Below are 18,972 nucleotides of genomic sequence, written 5' to 3' on the forward strand. Positions count from 1 at the left end.
GAGGAAGCCGCTATCCAATATGGTTATGTGCGGGCCGAAGGCAGATGCGCTTGCCTTGGTTCGACGCGCCCATTATCCCGCCCGGGAAGAGCCTCGGGGGCAGGGATGAAGCAGGGAGTAGCACGCATGGCGCTGCTGGCGGGGGCGCTGGCAATGATTTCGGCCTGTGGCGGGGGCGGTGACAGTTCCGGCAGTGCGGGTCCGACGCCCACGCCAACGCCAACACCGACTCCTACACCCCCCGCGAGTTGTTCGCTGCGCTCTCGGCAGGATTGGGCGGCTGCGACGCTCCGGGAATGGTATCTCTTTCCCGAAACCTTGCCCGCGTCGCTTGATCCCACGCCCTATGCCAGCGTGGATGCCTATGTCGATGCGCTGACCGAAGGGGCGAGGGCGCAGCGGCGGGACCGTTATTTCACCTATCTCACCTCCATCAAGGAGGAGGATGCCTATTATGAGGATGGCGCGAGCGTCGGGTTCGGCCTGCGGTTCGCGACGGACTCCTCGCAGACCCGACTGTTCGTCATAGAATCGTTCGAAAATGGTCCCGGCCTTGCTGCCGGCGTCGACCGGGGCGCGGAGATCGTGGCGATCGGCACGGGCATGTCCGACCTTCGCTCGGTGTCTTCGCTGGCCGCCTCGGGCGGGATCGATGCGGTGGTGGACGCGATGGGGCCGGACACGTCGGGCACCACGCGGATGCTGCGCGTCTCGGATGCCAGCGGCATTCGCAACGTGTCGGTGACGAAGCGGGATTTCGATCTGACGCCGGTTTCCGACCGCTATGGCGCCCGCGTCATCGAGGATGGTGGGCGGCGCATCGGCTATGTGAACCTGCGCACCTTCATCACGCCGGCCGAAAAGCCTCTGCGCGATGCGTTCGCGAACTTCCGGGCGCAGGGCGTGACCGACGTCATCCTGGACCTGCGCTATAATGGTGGCGGCCTGCTTTCGACCGCGAAGCTGCTCGGCAACCTGCTGGGCGGGGATCGTGCCGGCACCGATCTGTTCGCGCGCGTCACCTATCGCCCGGAAAAGAGCGCGCAGAACGAGCCCGCCTATTTCGCGCCGCAGCCGGAGTCGGTGAAGCCCATGCGCATCGCCTTCATCGGCAGCGGCGGGACGGCTTCGGCGAGCGAACTCGTCATCAACGCCTTCATTCCCTATCTCGACACGCGCGCCGCGCTGATCGGCGCCAACACCTATGGCAAGCCGGTGGGGCAGATCGCCGTCGACCGCCCCGCATGCGACGATCGCCTGCGGGTGGTGGCCTTCGCCACCCAGAACAGCGCCGGCAATGCCGACTATTATGACGGGCTCGCGTCCAGCGTGAAGGCGAGCTGCCAGTCATCCGATGACATCAGCTACCCGCTGGGCGATCCGCGCGAGGCGTCGATTCGGCAGGCGCTGGACTTCATCGCGGGACGCAGCTGCACGCCCATCGCCGGGGCGACGGCAAGCACCTTTGCGAAGAAAGCTGCCTCCGCTCCGGCCACGGATCGCCGCGAACTGCTGACGCCCAAACGGCCCACGCCCGCGCAGCGTGAGGTGCCGGGGTTGTTCTGAGGTCGCGTGGGAGGCTACGCGCACGAACGCCCGCCGATCGCGATGACACTGCGGACGCTGTTCGGCTGAAGGAATTAAGGATTATCGTTCAATCTCGAGCGCGCGGTGACCGCGTATGCAGTTAGACAAGGTTCAGTCTCGCTCTCGCTAAAGGCAGCAAAGCCGAATCTGGTTCTGCTGGGGATGAAACGATCGTTGTAGAACGACCAAACGGCTCGCCTGCTCCCTTCGAAAGTCTTTCGGCTCTGCAGATTGTCGGTTGCCACCTCCAACGCGAAGTTCGCCGTTTGACCCTGGCAGACGCCCTTGAATTTGCGATCCCAGGCTATTCTTTTCGATTTCTCCAAGTCCCATTCTTCGATCGACTTGACGAGCTTCAGAGAAGCTCGGCCCCCGTTGCACTCAACTGCGAAGATGCAGGCGTTGTTGCCGGGCGCACGGTTCGCGATGTACCATTTTGCGGATTCGAGGAGCTTGTCTTTCGAAAGATGCGACCAGCTTTGGTAGCGCATCCACCACCGGATTGGCCCAGCCCACAACAATAATATCGCGATTGGGAAGGCAAGAGCCAGCACACAACCCTGTCGCCTGTTCAATCGCATGTACGCCAAGAAACATGCAAGTTATCGCTAATCAAGGAGAACGGGCTACCACTGACTGATAGCCCAACATAGCGGCCGAGACCTCAGCACATCTAATGGTGGGGCGCTGCTATGACGCCGGCCTTTCGGGGTGGACCCGATATCTCTTACACGGCCAAAGCTGCAGCGGGTAAGGCTTTCCTCGCGAAGGAGGTAGTGATCGTTAATGCCGGTAATTTTGGTCGGGACGAGAGGATTCGAACCTCCGACCCCCACACCCCCAGTGTGATGCGCTACCAGGCTGCGCTACGTCCCGACCGGAGGGCGGCACATAGAAGCCAATCGGAAAACATGCAAGGGATTCGACACGGCCCTTTTCGCGCCTCGCCGCGATCCCTATTCATGTTGCCTCGCAAGCCCCATCTGTGTTAGCCGCGCGCCCTTGATCCATGGGTGCCCAGCGCAGCCCGTGACCGACAAGAGAACAAGGCGAAAGTCCCACCATGTTCATAACCCCAGCCTTTGCCCAGACCGCGGGCGGGCAAGCCTCCGGCGCCGGGATCATCGTCCAGATGCTCCCCCTCGTCCTCATCTTCGTGGTCTTCTACTTCCTTCTCATCCGCCCCCAGCAGAAGCGGATGAAGGATCACAAGACCAAGATCGACGCCGTCAAGAAGGGCGACCAGGTCGTCACCGGCGGCGGGCTGGTCGGCAAGGTCGTGCGCGTCGACGACATCTATGTCGATGTCGAGCTGGCGCCGGGCATGAAGGTGAAGGCGGTGAAGTCCACCCTGACCGACGTGATCGACCCGGCCACCGCCAAGCCTGCGAACGACTGATCCGCCGATGCTGAATTTTTCGCGCTGGGCCGTCGTCGGGATCCTGCTGCCGCTTGTGGTCGGCATCCTCTGCGCCGTCCCCAGCTTCCTGCCCGACAGCGTGGTGACGCAGCTCCCGCGCTCGATGCAGACCCGCGTCAACCTGGGCCTCGACCTGTCGGGCGGCAGCCATTTGCTGCTCGAAGCCTCGACCCAGGACGTCGCGAAGCAGCGCCTCGCCAATATGGAGGAGCAGGTCCGCACCGAGCTGCGCCGTGGCCAGCCCCGCATCGCGATCGGCGACATCTCCAGCCGTGACGGGAAGCTCAGCTTCATGGTGCGCGAGCCGTCGCAGGTCGACGCGGCGGTGGAGCGCATCCGTCCGCTGACGCAGGGCGCGGGCCTTACCGGGCAGCGCGACTTCAATGTCGAGGTGGTGAACAGCTCCACCATCGTCATCACGCCGACCAACGCGGGCATCGACAATGCGGTCAAGAGCGCGATGCAGGTCGCGACCGAGGTCATCCGCAAGCGCATCGACGAGATGGGCACGCGCGAGCCGACCATCCAGCAGCAGGGCGACAATCGCATCGTCGTGCAGGTTCCGGGCCTGCAGAATCCCAAGGCGCTGAAGGACCTGCTCCGCCAGACCGCGAAGCTGGAATTCAAGCTGGTCGACACGACCGCAAACCCGGCCGAAGTGGCGCAGGGCCGCGCCCCGGTCGGCAGCGAGGTGCTGCCCTATCCCGACAATCCGTCGGGCGTGCCGATGATCGCCGTCAAGCGGCAGGTCATGGTGTCCGGCGAGGAACTGGCCGACGCGCAGCAGGGCTATGACCAGCGCACCAACGCGCCGGTCGTCAACATCCGCTTCAACGGCGCGGGCGGCCGCAAGTTCGGCCAGGTGACGTCGCAGAACGTCAACCGCCCCTTCGCCATGATCCTCGATGGCCGGGTGCTGTCCGCCCCGAATATCAACGAGCCGATCCTGGGTGGCAGCGCGCAGATCAGCGGCAACTTCACCGTGGAGACCGCCAACCAGCTCGCCATCGCGCTGCGGTCGGGCAATCTTCCGGTCGATCTGACCGTGGTGGAGGAACGCACCGTCGGGCCGCAGCTGGGCGCCGACTCGATCCGCGCGGGCCTCGTCGCCTCGCTGGTCGCGGTGGTCGCGGTCGCGGTCTTCATGTTCGCCAGCTACGGCCGCTTCGGCATGTATGCGAACCTGGCCGTCGCCATCAACGTGCTGGTGATCCTGGGCGTGATGGGCATATTGGGCGCGACCCTGACCCTGCCCGGCATCGCCGGCTTCGTGCTGACGATCGGCACCGCGGTCGACGCCAACGTCCTCATCTACGAGCGCATCCGCGAGGAGCGGCGGCGCGGCCGGGGCGTCGTCCAGGCGATCGAGCATGGCTACAAGGAAGCGAGCCGCACGATCTTCGAGGCGAACGTCACCCACGCCATCGCCGGCGGCATCATGCTCGCGCTCGGTTCCGGGCCGGTCAAGGGCTTCGCCATCGTGCTGCTGATCGGTATCGCGACCAGCGTGTTCACCGCCGTCACCTTCACGCGGCTTCTCGTCTCGCGCTGGGTTCGCGCCAAGCGCCCAACCGAGATCGTCATCTGAGCGGGCGGGAGAGACAATCCATGAAACTGCTCAAACTCGTCCCCGACAACACCAATATCGGCTTCGTGAAGCTGCGCCACTGGGCGTTCGGGCTCACGGCGCTGCTGACCGTGCTCGCCGTCGGCGCGACCTTCTACAAGGGACTCAATCTGGGCGTCGATTTCGTCGGCGGCCTGATGATCGAGGCGAAGTTCCAGCAACCGCCGCAAATGGACAAGGTCCGCACCGTGGTCGACCGGCTCGGCGTGGGCGACGGCTCGCTCCAGCAATTCGGCGATCCCAGGACGGTGCAGATCCGCCTGCCGCTGCCCGAACAGGGCGGAGCGGGTGCGGCGAATGCCATCGTGGAAAAGGCGCGTCGGGCGATGACGGCGGAATTTCCCGGCGTCGCCTTCTCCCGCTATGATACGGTGTCGGGCAAGGTTTCCGGCGAGCTGATCCAGAACGGCATATTGGCGGTCATGCTGGCCGTCGTCGGCATCGCGATCTTCTCCTGGTTCCGGTACGAATGGCAGTTCGGCGTGTCGACCTTCGTCGCGATCATGCACGACGTGCTCATGACGCTGGGCTTCTTCGCGATCACCCAGCTGGAATTCGACCTTAACATCGTGGCGGCGGTGCTGACGATCGTGGGCTATTCGATCAACGACAAGATGGTGATCGACGACCGCATCCGCGAAAATATGCGCAAATACCGCAAGATGGACATGAAGTCGCTGATCGACCTGTCGGTCAATGAAACGCTGCCGCGCACCGTCATGACATCGGTCACCGTGCTGCTGGCGCTGGGCGCGCTGCTGCTGCTGGGCGGCCATGTGCTGCGCGGCTTCACGGCGGCGATGATGCTGGGCATCGTCGTCGGCACCTATTCGTCGGTCTATGTGTCGTCGTCGCTGCTGATCACGCTGGGGCTGACTCCACAGACGTCGGAGAAGAAGGCGAGCAAGGGGGGCGGCCTCGCTGCCCAGGCGGAGCGCATGGGGCCGCGCGACGGAGCGCAGCCCTGACCGATCCCCGCACCGGGATCGAGCTGCGCCGCGACGACAGCGGGCAGGGGCCGATCGTCACCGGCTTCCAGGGGCGCGGCTTCCGCGTCCGCGATGACGTCTTTCCCACGGGGCTGCTGCTCAGTCCCGTGCGGGCGCTGGCATGGCAGGACGCGCCGGAGGTCGGTGCGCTGACCCTGGCGGCATTCGGCGACCTGTTCGACCTCGATCCCCGGCCCGAATTCCTGCTGCTCGGCACCGGCGCCGGCCTGCGGCAGCCGCCGCGCCCGCTGGTGCGGGAGCTGGAGGCGATGGGCATCGGCGTGGAGGCGATGGACAGCCGCGCCGCCGCGCGCGCCTGGGGCGTGCTGCGCGCCGAGGAACGCTGGATCGTTGCGGCCCTGCTGCCGCTCTGACCCCTCCGCTTGCACATCCCGGTCGATCCGCCTAAGCATGGGACCAAGTTCCGTGCCCGCGATCGGGAACGGAGAGATAAGAGCGAGACACGGCCATGGTGCAGCACAGCCGCCCATCGCCGCAGAGTTCCGGTTCCGCCGGCCGCGTCCGGGCCAAGCAGGCCCGATCCGGTCCCGGTGATGGGAGCAAGGCTGCGGCCATACCTCCCCCGTCAAAGGAACGGGGCTTTTCCGTCCAGCACCTGCGCGGCCGCCGCGCCTATGCGGCCATTGATCTCGGCACCAACAACTGCCGCCTGCTGATCGCCAAGCCCTCGGCGGACGGTTTCATCGTCGTCGATGCTTTCTCCCGCATCGTCCGGCTGGGCGAGGGGCTGGCCGCGACCGGACGGATCAGCGACGCCGCCATCGAGCGCGCCATATCCGCCCTGTCGGTCTGCGCCGACAAGCTGCGCCGCCGCCACGTCACGCTGGCGCGTTCTGTCGCGACCGAGGCGTGCCGCCGCGCCGCCAACGGCGCCGAGTTCATCCAGCGCGTCTATCGCGAAACCGGCATCGCGCTCGACATCATCAGCGCCCAGGAAGAAGCGCGCCTCGCCGTGCTCGGCTGCCACGCGCTGCTGGAGCCGGGCGAGGGCCCGGCCCTCATCTTCGACATCGGCGGCGGATCGACCGAGTTGGTGCTGGTCGATGCGAACGGCGAGGATGCGCCGCGCATCGTCGATTGGGTCAGTGCACCCTGGGGTGTCGTGTCCCTGACCGAGAGCGAGCCCTTCGACCATGGCGACCCGGCCGAGCGGCTGGCCGCCTATGGCCGAATGCGGGCACGCGTCGCCGAGGCCTTCGCCCCGCTCGCGCGCCGCCTGCCGCGCGAGGAGAGCGGCATCCGCCTGCTGGGCACCTCCGGCACGGTGACGACGCTCGCCAGCCTCCATCTCGACCTGCCGCGCTACGACCGGCAGGCGATCGACGGCCTGATCGTGCCCGCATCCTCCATGCGTGCGATCTCCGCCCGCCTTTCCACCATGGCATTGGCGGAACGGCAGCAGCTTCCCTGCATCGGCACGGAGCGCGCGGACCTGGTGGTGGCGGGCTGCGCGATCCTCGAATCGATCCTCGACATCTGGCCGGCGGAGCGGCTGGGCATCGCCGACCGCGGCATCCGCGAAGGCATATTGCGCGGCCTGATGGATCGCGACGGAGGATTGATGTGAGGGGCGCCGGCCCCGGCAAGGTCCGGGTCAAGACCGCGAAGGGGCGTACGGCCCAGTCCGCCCGTTGGCTGGAGCGTCAGCTGAACGACCCCTATGTCCGCCGCGCCAGGGCGGAGGGCTGGCGCAGCCGCGCCGCCTTCAAGCTGATCGAGCTGGACGAGAAGTTCCATTTCCTGCGCGGCGTGCGTGCCGTGGTCGACCTCGGCGTCGCGCCGGGCGGCTGGGCGCAGGTGGTGCGCAAGCAGTGCCCGAAGGCGAAGGTTGTCGGCATCGACCTGCTGCCCACCGATCCGATCCCCGGCGTTACCCTGTTTCAGATGGACTTCATGGACGACAAGGCGCCCGACCTGCTGCGCGAGGCATTGGGTGACACGCCCGACCTGGTCATTTCCGACATGGCGGCAAACACGGTCGGCCACGCGCAGACCGACCATCTGCGTACCATGGGGCTGGTAGAGGCGGCCGCGCAGTTCGCGGTGGAAAATCTGCGCAAGGGCGGCACCTTCGTCGCCAAGGTCTTCGCCGGCGGCACCGATGCGGACCTGCTGGCGGTGCTGAAGCAGCACTTCACGACGATCAAGCACGCCAAGCCCCCGGCCAGCCGCAAGGGCAGCGTCGAGTGGTATGTGGTTGCGCAGGGATTCAAGGGGCGGCCGGACGAAGGGGAGTAGGCGTCCGGGGCCGGGAGCAGGGGGAAGCGTTGGTTTCGACGGTCGCGACGGTCGCCTATCTCGGGCTGGAGGCCCGCGGGGTCGAGGTGCAGTGCCAGCTGGTGCCGGGACTGCCCAATTTCATCGTCGTCGGCCTGCCCGACAAGGCGGTGGCGGAAAGCCGCGAGCGGGTACGCAACGCGATCGCCGCGATCGGCCTGTCGCTGCCGCCCAAGCGCATCACAGTCAACCTGTCGCCCGCCGACCTGCCCAAGGAAGGATCGCATTTCGACCTGCCGATCGCGCTGGCGTTGCTGGGCGCGATGGGGGTGGTCGATGCCGAAACGCTGGCCGGCTATGTCGTTGTCGGCGAACTGGGACTCGACGGCCGGATCGCCCCGACGCCGGGCGTGCTGCTCGCCGCGCTCCACGCCGGGGAGCGGGAGATGGGGCTGGTCTGCCCCGTCGCGCAGGGGGCGGAGGCCGCCTGGGCGGGGCAGGTGGAGGTCGTGGCGGCGCCCGACCTGCTAGCCCTGCTCAATCACTTCAAGGGGACCGCCGCGCTCTCGCCGCCGCAGCCGGGCACGGTCGAGGCACCTCCGCGCTTTGCCGACCTGCGCCAGGTGAAGGGGCAGGAGAGCGCCAAGCGAGCACTGGAGATCGCCGCGGCGGGCGGCCACAACCTGCTGATGGTCGGCCCGCCCGGCGCGGGCAAGTCGCTGATGGCGAGCTGCCTGCCCGGCATCCTCCCTGAACTGACACCGGCGGAGGCCTTCGGCATTATGTAGCAAACGCACCAGCGCGATGATGGATGTCACCGCACGCGGTGTGTAATGTCATCATATGACAGACTATATGGTAACAGGGCTGGTGAAGCGCCGCGCCGCGCTTGCTGGTGACATGAAACGCGCACAAGAGGCGCTGTCTCAGATGGCGCGCGATCTTGAGACGTTGGACGCGGCTATCAAGCTTGTGGCTCCTGATTTGGAGATAGAGGCCATAGCGCCCAAGTTCACCAAGCCGCCCGAGGATTGGTCGCGCAGGGGCGAAATGAGCCGCCAAGTGCTGTCCATCCTCCGCACTTCCACAAAGCCTCTCACAGCTCGCGAGATCGCCTCTAGGATGATCGTAGATCGTGGGTTGGCGGCAACGCCTAAGCTGGTGAACCTGATGACTAGGCGCGTTTCTACCTGCCTACGCGATCGACGCGAGCAAGGGCTTGTGCGTAACCCGGATGCGCGGGCCGGGGTTTGGATGGAGTGGGAGGTGGTGCGGTGATGTTGCGGCGAAACAGCGATACTTAAAGAAATCCTTATATAACAAAGCCTTTAACTGCGCCATATTGGCAACAGCGGGAGGCGTGTTCTTCGTATGTTTCTACTATTTGTTCAGATTCATGACTCGACAGGGGGCCTATCGCTCGCTTAGCTACCTGCGACGGTCCGCCGTCTTTCTTCTGCCAGAAGCCCTGTAGCTGCCCTGATAGGGCGCGGGGCGCATGGGGCGTCCCGGAGCCCGGGGCTTTTACCCCGGACCCACAGGAGAAAGTCGATGCGTGTATCGTGCGCGTGGCCGAAAGCTGTGTCAGTAATCAATTACTGGCGCTTTCGGTTCGGCAAGTGGGAGCATGTGTGCTCTCATTGCCGGTCTTATCCGACCCGCTAGTCCCGGGTTAGGATAGCCAGACCACCTTGCGGCGGGCCGTCACCCTTAGACTCCCGAACGGATGAAATTGCAACCGCCCTTTATGCGAGCCTGCATAATTTTTGAAGGGCGCTGCGCCGCTTCCTTCGCCAAGGTTCAGATAAGGAAGCCGCCCCACAGCAGGAAGCCGAACACCCATAGGGGTATCCATACCCAAAGGCTGTTCGTGCGCCAGTTCCAGAGACGTTTCAGCATGGGGATGATGTAGCAAGTTGGGTGGCGGAATGGGAGCGGGTGACGGGTAGTAGAGCTTCTAGGGAAACTCTTGCCAAAGCCGAGACAATGGCTTTAAGCGCCTCCTTGCGATCGGCTCCGCCGATACCAATTTAGGAACCGTGCCAACGTTATCGCGTTGACCAGATGCAAACCACCGAGTAGGCTCATGAACGTAATCAGCGATGCCGCTAAACATCACTGTTTGCGATATTTGATCATTAATGCGCCGTGAACGAATATCGAACGGTTTGTTAATGAGAGGCAGCTTACTTTCTGGGGGAAGAAAAGGAGATGCATATGACACTTGAAGGTTTTGGTGGACACTAAGCCAACAACTTTGCCAGAATGGACAGCGCCCCGCCATTAAGTTGGCGGGGCGTTTTGTTTGGAGGGGCTATGGACACGTTGGGGGCGTGGATCGCGCATGCTTGGGCTTGGATGGCAGCGAATGCCGATCCGGTGCAGGCAGTTTGCGTACTGGCGGGCACCGTTGCCGCATTCTTGGTTATTGCCCACGCAGGGCTTATTAGTCGCCGAGAGGCCACAATAGCGATGGTAAACGCCCAGTTCGGCGAAGAGGGTGCAAAGTATCAAGACTTTAAAAATACCATGCAATTGATTGAAGCTAATGGCAACAACATTGCAGATTATGCCAAAGAAGACCCAGACGAGAAGCCGATTTACGATATAATCCTCAGGCAGGTAAATCGGTACGAGTTGATAGCTCTTGGCATTCGCCAAGGAGTATTCAATGAAAAATTCTACAAAATGTGGTTTTTTTCTCAGGTTATGAGGGATTACGAAAAATTGTCGCCTTTTATCAATGAAACAAGGCAGGTATTCGACAATCAAGCATATTTTTGTGAGTTTGAATCACTTGCAAAGCGGTGGGACCGAAAGAGGCATCCAGTCAAACATCCACCCAAATGGAAGATTGCTTATTGGGTGATGACTGGGAAATTTACCAAAGCGTTGCAGGCACTTAACGCTCGCTGAGCTAGGCTCGCAGGTAAAACAACCGCTTTGATGAGCAGCGCGCCATTCCTTATCTGGTCTTTTGCCAATAGCCTTTCCACTGGCGACTGACCCGCGAAGCCATCGCCGCCGCCGTCACCATCGCAGCCTGCCCACCGTTCGCCACGCGACGGTTATCCTCGCGCCATGAAGCTTCACCAGCATAGGCGTAGAGGTAGGGGCCAGCGATATGGTGGTGCGTTCCGACTTCCATGCGACGCAGGCGAGAGAAGTAGCTTTCGGCCTGATTGGTGCAGACGCCCTTGTCCATGAACGCGACGGAGTGATTGACGCGCTTGGTTTCCCAGCCAGCGTGAAGCGCATCCCAGCCCGCGCCTTCGTCGGCGCAGATCGTGGCGAGGGTGCCGACATGATCGCGGACGTAGGGAACGGCATCGCCCTCATTCTTGACGACGAAGGGGAGCGACTTGCCGTTGCGCTCGCGCATGATGACGACGCACTGGCGCTTGCCGGTGAGGTTCATCTTGAGGCGGCGATCCTTGCGATCCTCCTTGCGGTTTTCCGGCTTGCTGTATCCGCCGAAATAAGCGCCGTCGATTTCGACCGTGCCGTCCAGCTGGCGACCAGCCATTTCCTTGGCCATCGCCTCGCGCAGCTTGTGGGTGAGAACGAACGCAGTCTTATACTGGCAATCCAGATCGCGGCTGAGCTGGAGCGAGGAAACGCCCTTGGCACCGTTCACGAAGATGACGATCGCGGCCAGCAGGTCGGTGAAGCTCATCTTGCGCGAGGCGAAGATCGTACCGCTCGTCACCGAAAACTGGTGATGGCAGGCAACGCACTTGAACTTGCGGCGCGAGGTGATGTTGTAGGTTTCGACGCAGCCGCAGCGCGGGCAAACCGCCTCGCCCTCGGTTTCCGGCCAGCGCATTTCGCAGAAGGTCCGGTAAGCCTTGTCCTCACCCATGGAGAAAACAGCCTTGAGGCTGATCGTGCGGGCCTGGGCAGAGAGAAGAAAGTGCTGCATGTCATCGTATCCGTTGCTTATGCATCGCATATAATGACATCTGCGCACTGTTGTCAATGGCAAACGTATCGAATATGATGCATCTAGCATCATTGGAGATACGCGCGTGCCAAAGTCGCAGAAGGATTGGGAAGATCAGGTAAAGGGGATGATCAAGGCGGAGCTAAAGCGCCGTGGGTTGTCCTATGCCGACCTGGTGGGGAAGCTGGCCGACATAGGCGTTATGGACTCTGAGCCGAATATCAGGAACAAGCTGAGCCGGGGAAAATTTACAGCGGTGTTTCTGGTCCAATGTCTAGAAGCTATCGGGGCGAATGTCGTTTCAATCCAATAGATGTTGGAATATAAAACTATCTCTGCGGCTCAACACGACCTTGTCGGCAAATTGAACGTGTTGACCAATACTTGGTATAACCGTAGAGAAATTGAGTTTTACATATCTGAAATCTATTACGACTCTTTCCCCCGACTTAAACGCTAGATTTGATATGCTGTCCATCTTATCTCCAACCGACTGGAATAGGGTGACCCAGCATCCATTTCCTGGGATGATTTTATCTAAATACTCCATCTTTTCCACTATGGGGTTTGGCATCGAAAATGTGTTCATGTCATTGTTTTCTCCGGTCAACACCAGAAAGGGACAGCCAGAAACTCCTCTGAAAAATAGTACCTCCGTACCTCCATTATAAAGCCAAATCCTAACCTTAAATCCGTTATCGTTTAACATATTTGCAGCATCGAGATCGGTTTGCCCAACCCATACTGATGCAGGGCGGGGCTTGGGGAGCTTTATTCCTGTCCGTAAACTTGAAATTCGCGCTCCGATATTGTCCCAGTACGCGAAGATCAGGGCGCCGGTTATAAATCCAAGCCCGAATGAACTTGGTACATACGACACCAGCCAATGAACCCAGTCCATCACCTTACCCCCATCAATGAGGGCGGTGTCGAGCTTACCCTTCTCGGCGGCCTTTTCGATGTTGAGATTCCAAACGGGTTGAACAACTCCTGTCCACACCACGTAGGCGACGACAGCGGCCCATGCCGTAGGCTTTCGCTTGATCTGCATCCGTAATTCATAGCGTGTCTCGCCCCCAATTCGGAAGCGGCACTTGCAACATAACCATATGCGATATTTTTGACATTGCGGGCGCATACGCCCGTAATCGCCTTGGTGCGTTTGCTACATAATGCCGGAGGCCTTGGAGACATCCATGGTCGCGAGCGTCGCCGGCACGCTGGAAGGCGGCCGGATCAGCCGGGCCAGGCCCTTCCGGGCGCCGCACCACAGCGCGTCCATGGCGGCGCTGGTCGGTGGCGGGCTACGCGCACGGCCGGGCGAGGTCAGCATGGCGCATCTGGGTGTGCTGTTCCTCGACGAACTGCCGGAATTCCAGCGGGCCGTGCTCGATTCGCTGCGCCAGCCGCTGGAAACCGGCACGGTCACGGTGGCGCGGGCCAACGCCCATGTGACCTTCCCCGCCCGGGTGCAGCTGATCGCGGCGATGAACCCGTGCCGCTGCGGCCATCTCGGCGACCCTGGGCTCGCTTGCGCCCGCGCGCCGCGCTGCGCGGCGGACTATCAGGCGAAGCTCTCGGGTCCATTGCTCGACCGCGTCGACCTGCATGTCGAGGTGCAGGCGGTGACCGCCGCCGACCTTGTTCTGCCCCCTCCGGCGGAGGGATCGGCCGAGGTTGCCGCCCGCGTCGCCGCCGCTCGCGCGGTCCAGACCGCGCGATATGCGGGCACGGTCACGCGCACCAATGCGGAAGTGGATGGCGAGCAACTGGAGGTAGCGGCGGCCCTCGACGAGGCCGGGCGCCAGCTCCTGGCGCAGGCGGCTGCGGCGATGAAGCTCTCCGCCCGCGGCTATACGCGTGTCCTGCGCGTGGCGCGGACCATCGCCGATCTGGCGGGCGCGGAAAGGGTCGGGCGCGTCCATGTGGCCGAAGCGCTCAGCTATCGGCGCAGGCCGCCGGTGAACTGAGGCCGGCCGCCGGGCTCAGGCGGCGCTGTCGTTGGCGATCAGCTTCAGCTCCGCCCCATGGGTATCCTTGTGGGCGAAGCGGCCGTCGATCCGGCCGCCGGGCTCGATCGAAATGCGCTCGTAATGCACGTCGCCTGTGATCCGGGCGGTGCTTTCGACCACCAGTTCCTCGGCAGTGATCGATCCTTCGACCGTGCCGGCGAGCCGCGCCGTCCGGGCCGTCACATGGCCGGCGATCCGGCTGTCCGGCCCCTGTACCAGCGCGGCGCAGGCGATGTCCCCGTCGACCGAGCCGTCGATGTGCAGATCGACGCTGGCGGCGACATTGCCGGTGATGGTGACATCCCCGCCGATCAGCGAGAAGGGCGTGTTCTTAGCCCCGGTTGCCGACGTCGGCGAAGCGGGCCTTGGCGAGTTGCTGGACTTGGAGAACATCTTGGCGGGCCTCCAGGAAGCGGCGGGGGTTGATGGGCTGGTCGTTGAGCCGCACTTCGAAATGCAGATGAGTGCCGGTCGAACGGCCGGTCGATCCCATGCGGCCGATAGTATCGCCGCGCGCGACCTCCTGCCCCACGCGGCTCGCGAAGCCGGAAAGATGGGCGTAGCGGGTCATCATCCCGTTGCCGTGCACGACCTCGACGACATTGCCATAGCCCTGACGCTGGCCGACATAGGTGACACGGCCGCGCGCAGCGGCCAGGATGGGCTGGCCATAGCGACCGGGAAAGTCGATGCCCGCATGGAAGGCGGGGCGGCCGTTGAACGGGTCGCGGCGATAGCCGTAGGAGCTGGTTTCCATCGGCGCGTCGGTCGGCCGGCCGGACGGGATGGCGACCAGGCTGCGCTCCAGGAACTCCATGCGGGTGAGCGCGTCGGCGAGCTCCTCGAGTTCGGGCGTCAACGCGTCCTTCTCGCCCTGCCAGGGCACGAAGGGGCCGCCCTGCGCCCGGGCGGCGTTGCGGAAAAGCTGATCGGGATTGAGGCCGAAGCTGCGGATCGCTGCTGCTGCCTTGTCGGCGCGGCGATCGACCGCGGCCGTCATCATCATCGCGAAACGCCGCTGCCGGTCCGCCAGGCGAATAAGCGGAGCCGCCTCGGGCGCCAGGCTGATCTTGTCCTTGCCTTCCGGCTTGCCCTCTTCCTCGCCGACCAGATCCTTGCCGGTCGCTGCGCGGCCGTCGCCGAAATGGGTGCGATAGAGCCCGTCCATGAAATCCTGCCGGGCTTCCAGGTCATGGGCCAGGCTGTCCACCGACTTGCGGTAGTCGGCCACTTTGCTGGCGGTGCTGGCTACCGCCTTGCCCTGCGCCGTGAGGACCGCCCGGTCGTGGGCCACGGCGGCGCTTTCCCAAGCCATGGCCAGCGTCACGCCTGCCCAGCCGAGCAGCGCCGTCGACAGGACGCCGATCGACACCATCTGCGCGCGCCGCGAAATGCGGACAAATTTCACCTGACCGCCGCTGCGGAGGAATATCTCCCGCTCCGGGCACAAGGCAGCAAGCCTCTGCCGAAGGGTTACGATCCCCTTCCCATACTTCCGATTCAATTGCGACCCCACCCGCTTTGGAGCTCTTTAAGAGAGTCGCGCCGGTAGCAAAACTCGGTCTCTCGCGCGAATCTGTCGTTGCGCACTCGTGACGAGTCGAGGTGAAGGCGCGACGAAACGAGTTTCAGATAAATCGGTTCCCGCCGGCAGAAAATTTTACTGCCCTGTTGCGGAGATGCCACGCCCTAGCAGCGGCTGCACCTCTTCGAACGGGATCGCGGGCCCGAAATGAAAGCCCTGACCGTAGTGGCAGCCCCCGGTGCGCAGATAGTCGATCTGCTGCTGATTTTCGACGCCCTCCGCAACGGTCCGAATTCCCAGGCTATAGGCCAGGTTCAGCACGGCCCGGACGATCGCGGCATCCTCCGGGTCGGTCTCCAGGTCGCGCACGAAGCCGCGGTCGATCTTGATGATATCGATCGGGAATTGCTTGAGGTGCGAGAGCGACGCGTAGCCGGTGCCGAAATCGTCGAGCGCGATCGAAATGTCCTCGTCGCTCAGTACCCGCAGCGCATGGGCCACCCGTTCGCTGTTGCGGCCCATGAAGACCGATTCGGTCACCTCGACCTCGATCATCGAGGGCGGTAGATCTGCCTCCCGCAGGCGCTCCAGCAGTCGCTCGGCGAACCCCTCCTCGTTGAGGTCGGCGTCGGACACGTTGAACGCGATCTGACCCACGTCGATGCCCTCCATGCGCCATGCCAGGCAGTCGCGGATGACGCAGTCGATCATCCGCTGGGTAATCGCCGGCCCCAGTTCCGGATGCTCGAAGGCTGCCTTGATGTCACCGGGCATGACGAGGCTGCCGTCCCGAGTGCGGCAACGGAAGAGCGCCTCGAATCCCACGACCGCACCGCTCTCCAACGACACCTTGGGCTGGTACCAGGGACAGGGCTCCTCCTCCGCCAGGATGTGGCGCGCGCGGTCCAGCATCGCGCTCTCCTGCTGCCAGCTGTCCAGCAGCGCGGAGTGGAAGACCGTAGCCCGCCCGCGTCCGCTGTTCTTGGCGTGATAGAGGGCGATGTCGGCATGCTTGACGAGCGCTGTCCCGTCTCTGCCATGGGCCGGGAACAACGCTGCGCCGATGCTGACGCGGCAGTCGAGCGGCCGTCCGCGATAGGACAGCGGGGCGTGCAGAAGGTGCGTCAGCCGCGACAGGATCGGCGGCAGGTCGTCGGCACTGCGCAGGGCGGGCAGCAACACGGCGAATTCGTCCCCACCCATCCGTGCGGCCAGGTCGCCCGGGCGCAGGGCATGCTGCAGGCGCTCGGCCACGGCAGCGAGCAGCGCATCCCCGGCGTCATGCCCGGCCGTGTCGTTCACCCGTTTGAAATCGTCGAGGTCGATCAGAAGGATGGCGAAGTGGCCGGTAGCGGCTTTCGCGAGCCGGGTCAGCGATTCCAGAAAATGCGATCTGTTGCCCAGGCCCGTCAGCGGGTCCGACATCGCCAGCCGTTCCAGATGCTGCTCGGCGATCTTGCGGTCGGTGATATCGACGGCGCTGGTCATGAAACAGGCTTCGCCGTCGATCACGATCTCGCGCGAAGACAGCAATATGTCGCGCATGCTCCCGTCGCCCCGGCGCAGCCGGCATTCGAAATTATCGAGCGCCTTGCCCCGTTCGAGTTGCGCGAACAGCGCATCCCGGGCGGACAGATCCTCATATGTCTGCGCGACATTGGTGAGCGTGCTGTTGCTCCCGGCGGCATAGGCTTCCGCCGCGGCCCGGTTCAGCCGGATGACCGACCCGTCCCGCCGCGTTACCAGCAGTGGCAGCGGCACCGCCATGAACATGCGCTCTAGCGCGTCGCGCGCCGCCTCGGCTTCCTTGCCCGACGTCCACTCCTTGCGCTGGAGCCGATTGGTCCGCGCGACCGCGATCCACATTCCGCAGTGCAGGATCAGCAGGGCCAGGATCATGCCGGACAGAGTCGGCGCAAGCGGCGCTCGCCACAGATAGCCGATCAGCAGGATGACGCCGCAACCCAGGCCACCGCCGACATTGCCGCGGAAGCTGGTGGGCACGACCAGATAGAAGACGGTCGGCAGCAGTACCAGCACGAAGATAGCAATGTCGCTGCGGGACGAGACGAGGAAGGCGACGCCTATGGCCGTGACCGCCTGCCAGGCGAAGCAGATCCGCTCGACCGCCCTGAAGCTTGTCATATGGCGGCAGAAGGGAAGGCAGGCGAGCGACCAGAGGATGACCGCGACCCGCGCGGGCACGGCGACCCAGAAATGGGGGGTCCCGGCAAAGCGCCAGTCGCTGAACAGGAAGAGTGCGTTGAGCACGACCGACAGGATGAAGATCAGCCGCGCCTGACGGCGCGAATCGCCCAGCCGGTCCGCTTGGAAACGCGCTTCCTTCGCGCGGTCGCGAAATTCGCCCGTGATGGGTGATAGAGGGGTCACTGACTGTCCAAACCGGCGCCTTGCCCGGTGCGCCTGAATTAGCCGGTTAACCTTGTCAAATTCCTAAGAGCGGGCTGACGGCGCCCGCGCGGGAGGGGAGCGGGGCCATTGCTTGACCCGGAAGCCTGCGGTCGCTATAGGCCCGCGCTGCCCAGCGGCCTGCGGTTGCGAGATTCGTCTTTCCATCGACGACATGCCGGGTGAACACAGAGCTGAACATTGCCGGGTGCTCTTGCGGCTCCAGGGGGTCTATTGCCCTCGGGGCCTTTGCCGTTTCGGGGCGACACGCCTCCGGGCGGCACGGAACGCGGGAATGCCAAGGTAAAGTAACTGAAAAGGTGAAGGGCTTCATGCCAACGATCAACCAGCTGGTCCGCAAGGGCCGCGAACTGCAGAAGACCAAGTCGAAGGTCCCTGCGATGGAGGCGAACCCGCAGAAGCGCGGCGTTTGCACCCGCGTCTATACGACGACCCCGAAGAAGCCGAACTCGGCGCTCCGCAAGGTGGCGAAGGTGCGTCTGGTCAACCAGCGCGAAGTCATCACCTACATTCCCGGTGAAGGCCACAACCTTCAGGAGCACAGCGTCGTGCTGATCCGCGGCGGCCGCGTGCGCGACCTTCCCGGTGTGCGCTATCACGTGCTGCGCGGCGTTCTGGATACCCAGGGCGTCAAGGACCGTAAGCAGAGCCGTTCGAAGTACGGCGCGAAGCGTCCGAAGTAAGGGAGACACAGAACCATGTCACGTCGTCGTCGCCCCGAAAAGCGCGTCATCCTGCCCGATCCCAAGTTCGGTGATGTCGTGCTGTCGAAGTTCATGAACAGCATCATGCAGGACGGCAAGAAGGCCGTCGCCGAGTCCATCGTGTACGGTGCTCTCGACACTGTCGAGGCACGGTCCAAGAAGGACCCGATCCAGATGTTCCACGATGCGCTGAACAATGTGAAGCCGGGCATCGAGGTCCGCAGCCGCCGCGTCGGCGGTGCGACCTACCAGGTCCCCGTCGAGGTGCGCCCGGAGCGCGCCCAGGCGCTGGCCATCCGCTGGCTGATCACCGCTTCGCGCAACCGCAGCGAGACCACGATGGCCGCGCGGCTGTCGGGCGAACTGCTGGACGCGGCCAACAACCGCGGCAATGCGGTCAAGAAGCGCGAAGACACGCACCGCATGGCGGAAGCGAACCGCGCCTTCTCGCATTACCGTTGGTAAGCACTATATAGGAAGGCGGGCGCCGGCACCGG

The 18,972-nt window shown here is 63.7% G+C and carries 18 protein-coding genes, 1 tRNA gene and 2 pseudogenes; 14 read left to right on the top strand and 7 right to left on the bottom strand.

Going from position 1 to position 18,972, the window contains the following annotated elements; translation table 11 throughout:
* Window positions 1–126: 126 nt before the first annotated feature.
* Complete coding sequence (locus M529_RS29020; protein WP_031294399.1) at window positions 127–1,566, top strand: S41 family peptidase; 1,440 nt, start codon at window positions 127–129, stop codon at window positions 1,564–1,566.
* A 74-nt stretch (window positions 1,567–1,640) separates the two neighbouring features.
* On the opposite strand, the gene M529_RS29025 is transcribed toward M529_RS29020, so the two are convergent.
* Together M529_RS29025 and M529_RS29030 are read right to left on the bottom strand one after the other, a co-directional pair.
* Window positions 1,641–2,168, bottom strand: coding sequence for a hypothetical protein (locus M529_RS29025; RefSeq protein WP_161626321.1), 528 nt, complete (start codon window positions 2,166–2,168; stop codon window positions 1,641–1,643).
* Window positions 2,169–2,386: 218 nt separating this feature from the next.
* Window positions 2,387–2,463, bottom strand: a tRNA-Pro gene (locus M529_RS29030).
* Between the two features lie 187 nt (window positions 2,464–2,650).
* Between M529_RS29030 and yajC the strand changes: the two genes are divergently transcribed.
* The 9 genes and pseudogenes from yajC (at window position 2,651) to M529_RS47630 (ending at window position 10,777) form a co-directional block, all read left to right on the top strand.
* Window positions 2,651–2,986: a preprotein translocase subunit YajC gene (yajC, locus tag M529_RS29035; protein WP_021316751.1), complete on the top strand. Its 336-nt coding sequence runs from the start codon at window positions 2,651–2,653 to the stop codon at window positions 2,984–2,986.
* Window positions 2,987–2,993: 7 nt separating this feature from the next.
* The gene (gene secD / locus M529_RS29040) at window positions 2,994–4,595 is read left to right on the top strand and encodes a protein translocase subunit SecD (RefSeq protein ID WP_021316752.1); all 1,602 of its coding nucleotides are present in this window, start codon (window positions 2,994–2,996) and stop codon (window positions 4,593–4,595) included.
* Window positions 4,596–4,615: 20 nt separating this feature from the next.
* Complete coding sequence (gene secF, locus M529_RS29045) at window positions 4,616–5,602, top strand: protein translocase subunit SecF (protein WP_021316753.1); 987 nt, start codon at window positions 4,616–4,618, stop codon at window positions 5,600–5,602.
* Window positions 5,603–5,715: 113 nt separating this feature from the next.
* Window positions 5,716–5,997 (top strand): MTH938/NDUFAF3 family protein, encoded by a 282-nt coding sequence (locus M529_RS29050; RefSeq protein WP_031294400.1) that lies wholly within the window; start codon window positions 5,716–5,718, stop codon window positions 5,995–5,997.
* Window positions 5,998–6,092: 95 nt separating this feature from the next.
* Window positions 6,093–7,211 carry a Ppx/GppA phosphatase family protein gene (locus M529_RS29055; RefSeq protein WP_021316755.1) on the top strand — a complete coding sequence of 373 codons (1,119 nt, stop codon included), beginning with the start codon at window positions 6,093–6,095 and terminating at the stop codon, window positions 7,209–7,211.
* Complete coding sequence (locus M529_RS29060; protein WP_021316756.1) at window positions 7,208–7,882, top strand: RlmE family RNA methyltransferase; 675 nt, start codon at window positions 7,208–7,210, stop codon at window positions 7,880–7,882. The genes M529_RS29055 and M529_RS29060 overlap by 4 nt, the downstream gene beginning before the upstream one ends.
* A 29-nt stretch (window positions 7,883–7,911) precedes the next feature.
* A pseudogene (locus M529_RS29065) lies at window positions 7,912–8,634 on the top strand (magnesium chelatase domain-containing protein); the annotation flags it as partial.
* Window positions 8,635–8,704: 70 nt separating this feature from the next.
* Window positions 8,705–9,139 carry a hypothetical protein gene (locus tag M529_RS29070; protein WP_021316758.1) on the top strand — a complete coding sequence of 145 codons (435 nt, stop codon included), beginning with the start codon at window positions 8,705–8,707 and terminating at the stop codon, window positions 9,137–9,139.
* Window positions 9,140–10,177: 1,038 nt separating this feature from the next.
* Window positions 10,178–10,777, top strand: coding sequence for a DUF4760 domain-containing protein (locus tag M529_RS47630; RefSeq protein ID WP_021316760.1), 600 nt, complete (start codon window positions 10,178–10,180; stop codon window positions 10,775–10,777).
* Window positions 10,778–10,826: 49 nt separating this feature from the next.
* Here the strand turns inward: M529_RS47630 and M529_RS29075 are convergent, their stop codons facing one another.
* On the bottom strand, window positions 10,827–11,813 hold the full coding sequence (locus M529_RS29075; protein WP_031294407.1) for an IS1595 family transposase: 987 nt from the start codon (window positions 11,811–11,813) through the stop codon (window positions 10,827–10,829).
* A gap of 76 nt (window positions 11,814–11,889) precedes the next feature.
* Here M529_RS29075 and M529_RS50710 point away from each other — a divergent pair, with 76 nt between their 5' ends.
* Window positions 11,890–12,117: a DUF6471 domain-containing protein gene (locus tag M529_RS50710; RefSeq protein WP_031294409.1), complete on the top strand. Its 228-nt coding sequence runs from the start codon at window positions 11,890–11,892 to the stop codon at window positions 12,115–12,117.
* On the opposite strand, the gene M529_RS49020 is transcribed toward M529_RS50710, so the two are convergent.
* The gene (locus M529_RS49020; RefSeq protein ID WP_152522531.1) at window positions 12,106–12,855 is read right to left on the bottom strand and encodes a hypothetical protein; all 750 of its coding nucleotides are present in this window, start codon (window positions 12,853–12,855) and stop codon (window positions 12,106–12,108) included. The genes M529_RS50710 and M529_RS49020 overlap by 12 nt on opposite strands.
* A 124-nt stretch (window positions 12,856–12,979) precedes the next feature.
* On the opposite strand from M529_RS49020, the pseudogene M529_RS29085 reads away from it, so the two are divergent.
* Window positions 12,980–13,774: pseudogene (locus M529_RS29085) on the top strand (ATP-binding protein); the annotation flags it as partial.
* A 15-nt stretch (window positions 13,775–13,789) separates the two neighbouring features.
* Here the strand turns inward: M529_RS29085 and M529_RS29090 are convergent.
* The 3 genes from M529_RS29090 to M529_RS29100 form a co-directional block, all read right to left on the bottom strand.
* Window positions 13,790–14,209, bottom strand: a complete 420-nt coding sequence (locus M529_RS29090; RefSeq protein ID WP_021316764.1) for a bactofilin family protein — start codon at window positions 14,207–14,209, stop codon at window positions 13,790–13,792.
* Window positions 14,148–15,224: a M23 family metallopeptidase gene (locus M529_RS29095; RefSeq protein ID WP_040600324.1), complete on the bottom strand. Its 1,077-nt coding sequence runs from the start codon at window positions 15,222–15,224 to the stop codon at window positions 14,148–14,150. The genes M529_RS29090 and M529_RS29095 overlap by 62 nt, the downstream gene beginning before the upstream one ends.
* 252 nt (window positions 15,225–15,476) lie before the next feature.
* Window positions 15,477–17,732 carry a putative bifunctional diguanylate cyclase/phosphodiesterase gene (locus M529_RS29100; RefSeq protein WP_021316766.1) on the bottom strand — a complete coding sequence of 752 codons (2,256 nt, stop codon included), beginning with the start codon at window positions 17,730–17,732 and terminating at the stop codon, window positions 15,477–15,479.
* A gap of 350 nt (window positions 17,733–18,082) precedes the next feature.
* Between M529_RS29100 and rpsL the strand changes: the two genes are divergently transcribed.
* Both rpsL and rpsG read left to right on the top strand, forming a co-directional pair.
* Entirely contained in the window at window positions 18,083–18,454 is a 372-nt protein-coding gene (gene rpsL, locus M529_RS29105) for a 30S ribosomal protein S12 (RefSeq protein WP_007686591.1), read from the top strand.
* A gap of 15 nt (window positions 18,455–18,469) precedes the next feature.
* Window positions 18,470–18,940 (top strand): 30S ribosomal protein S7, encoded by a 471-nt coding sequence (gene rpsG / locus M529_RS29110; protein WP_021316767.1) that lies wholly within the window; start codon window positions 18,470–18,472, stop codon window positions 18,938–18,940.
* Window positions 18,941–18,972 lie beyond the last annotated feature (32 nt).

Source organism: Sphingobium ummariense RL-3 (genome assembly GCF_000447205.1).
GTDB classification, from domain to species: domain Bacteria; phylum Pseudomonadota; class Alphaproteobacteria; order Sphingomonadales; family Sphingomonadaceae; genus Sphingobium; species Sphingobium ummariense.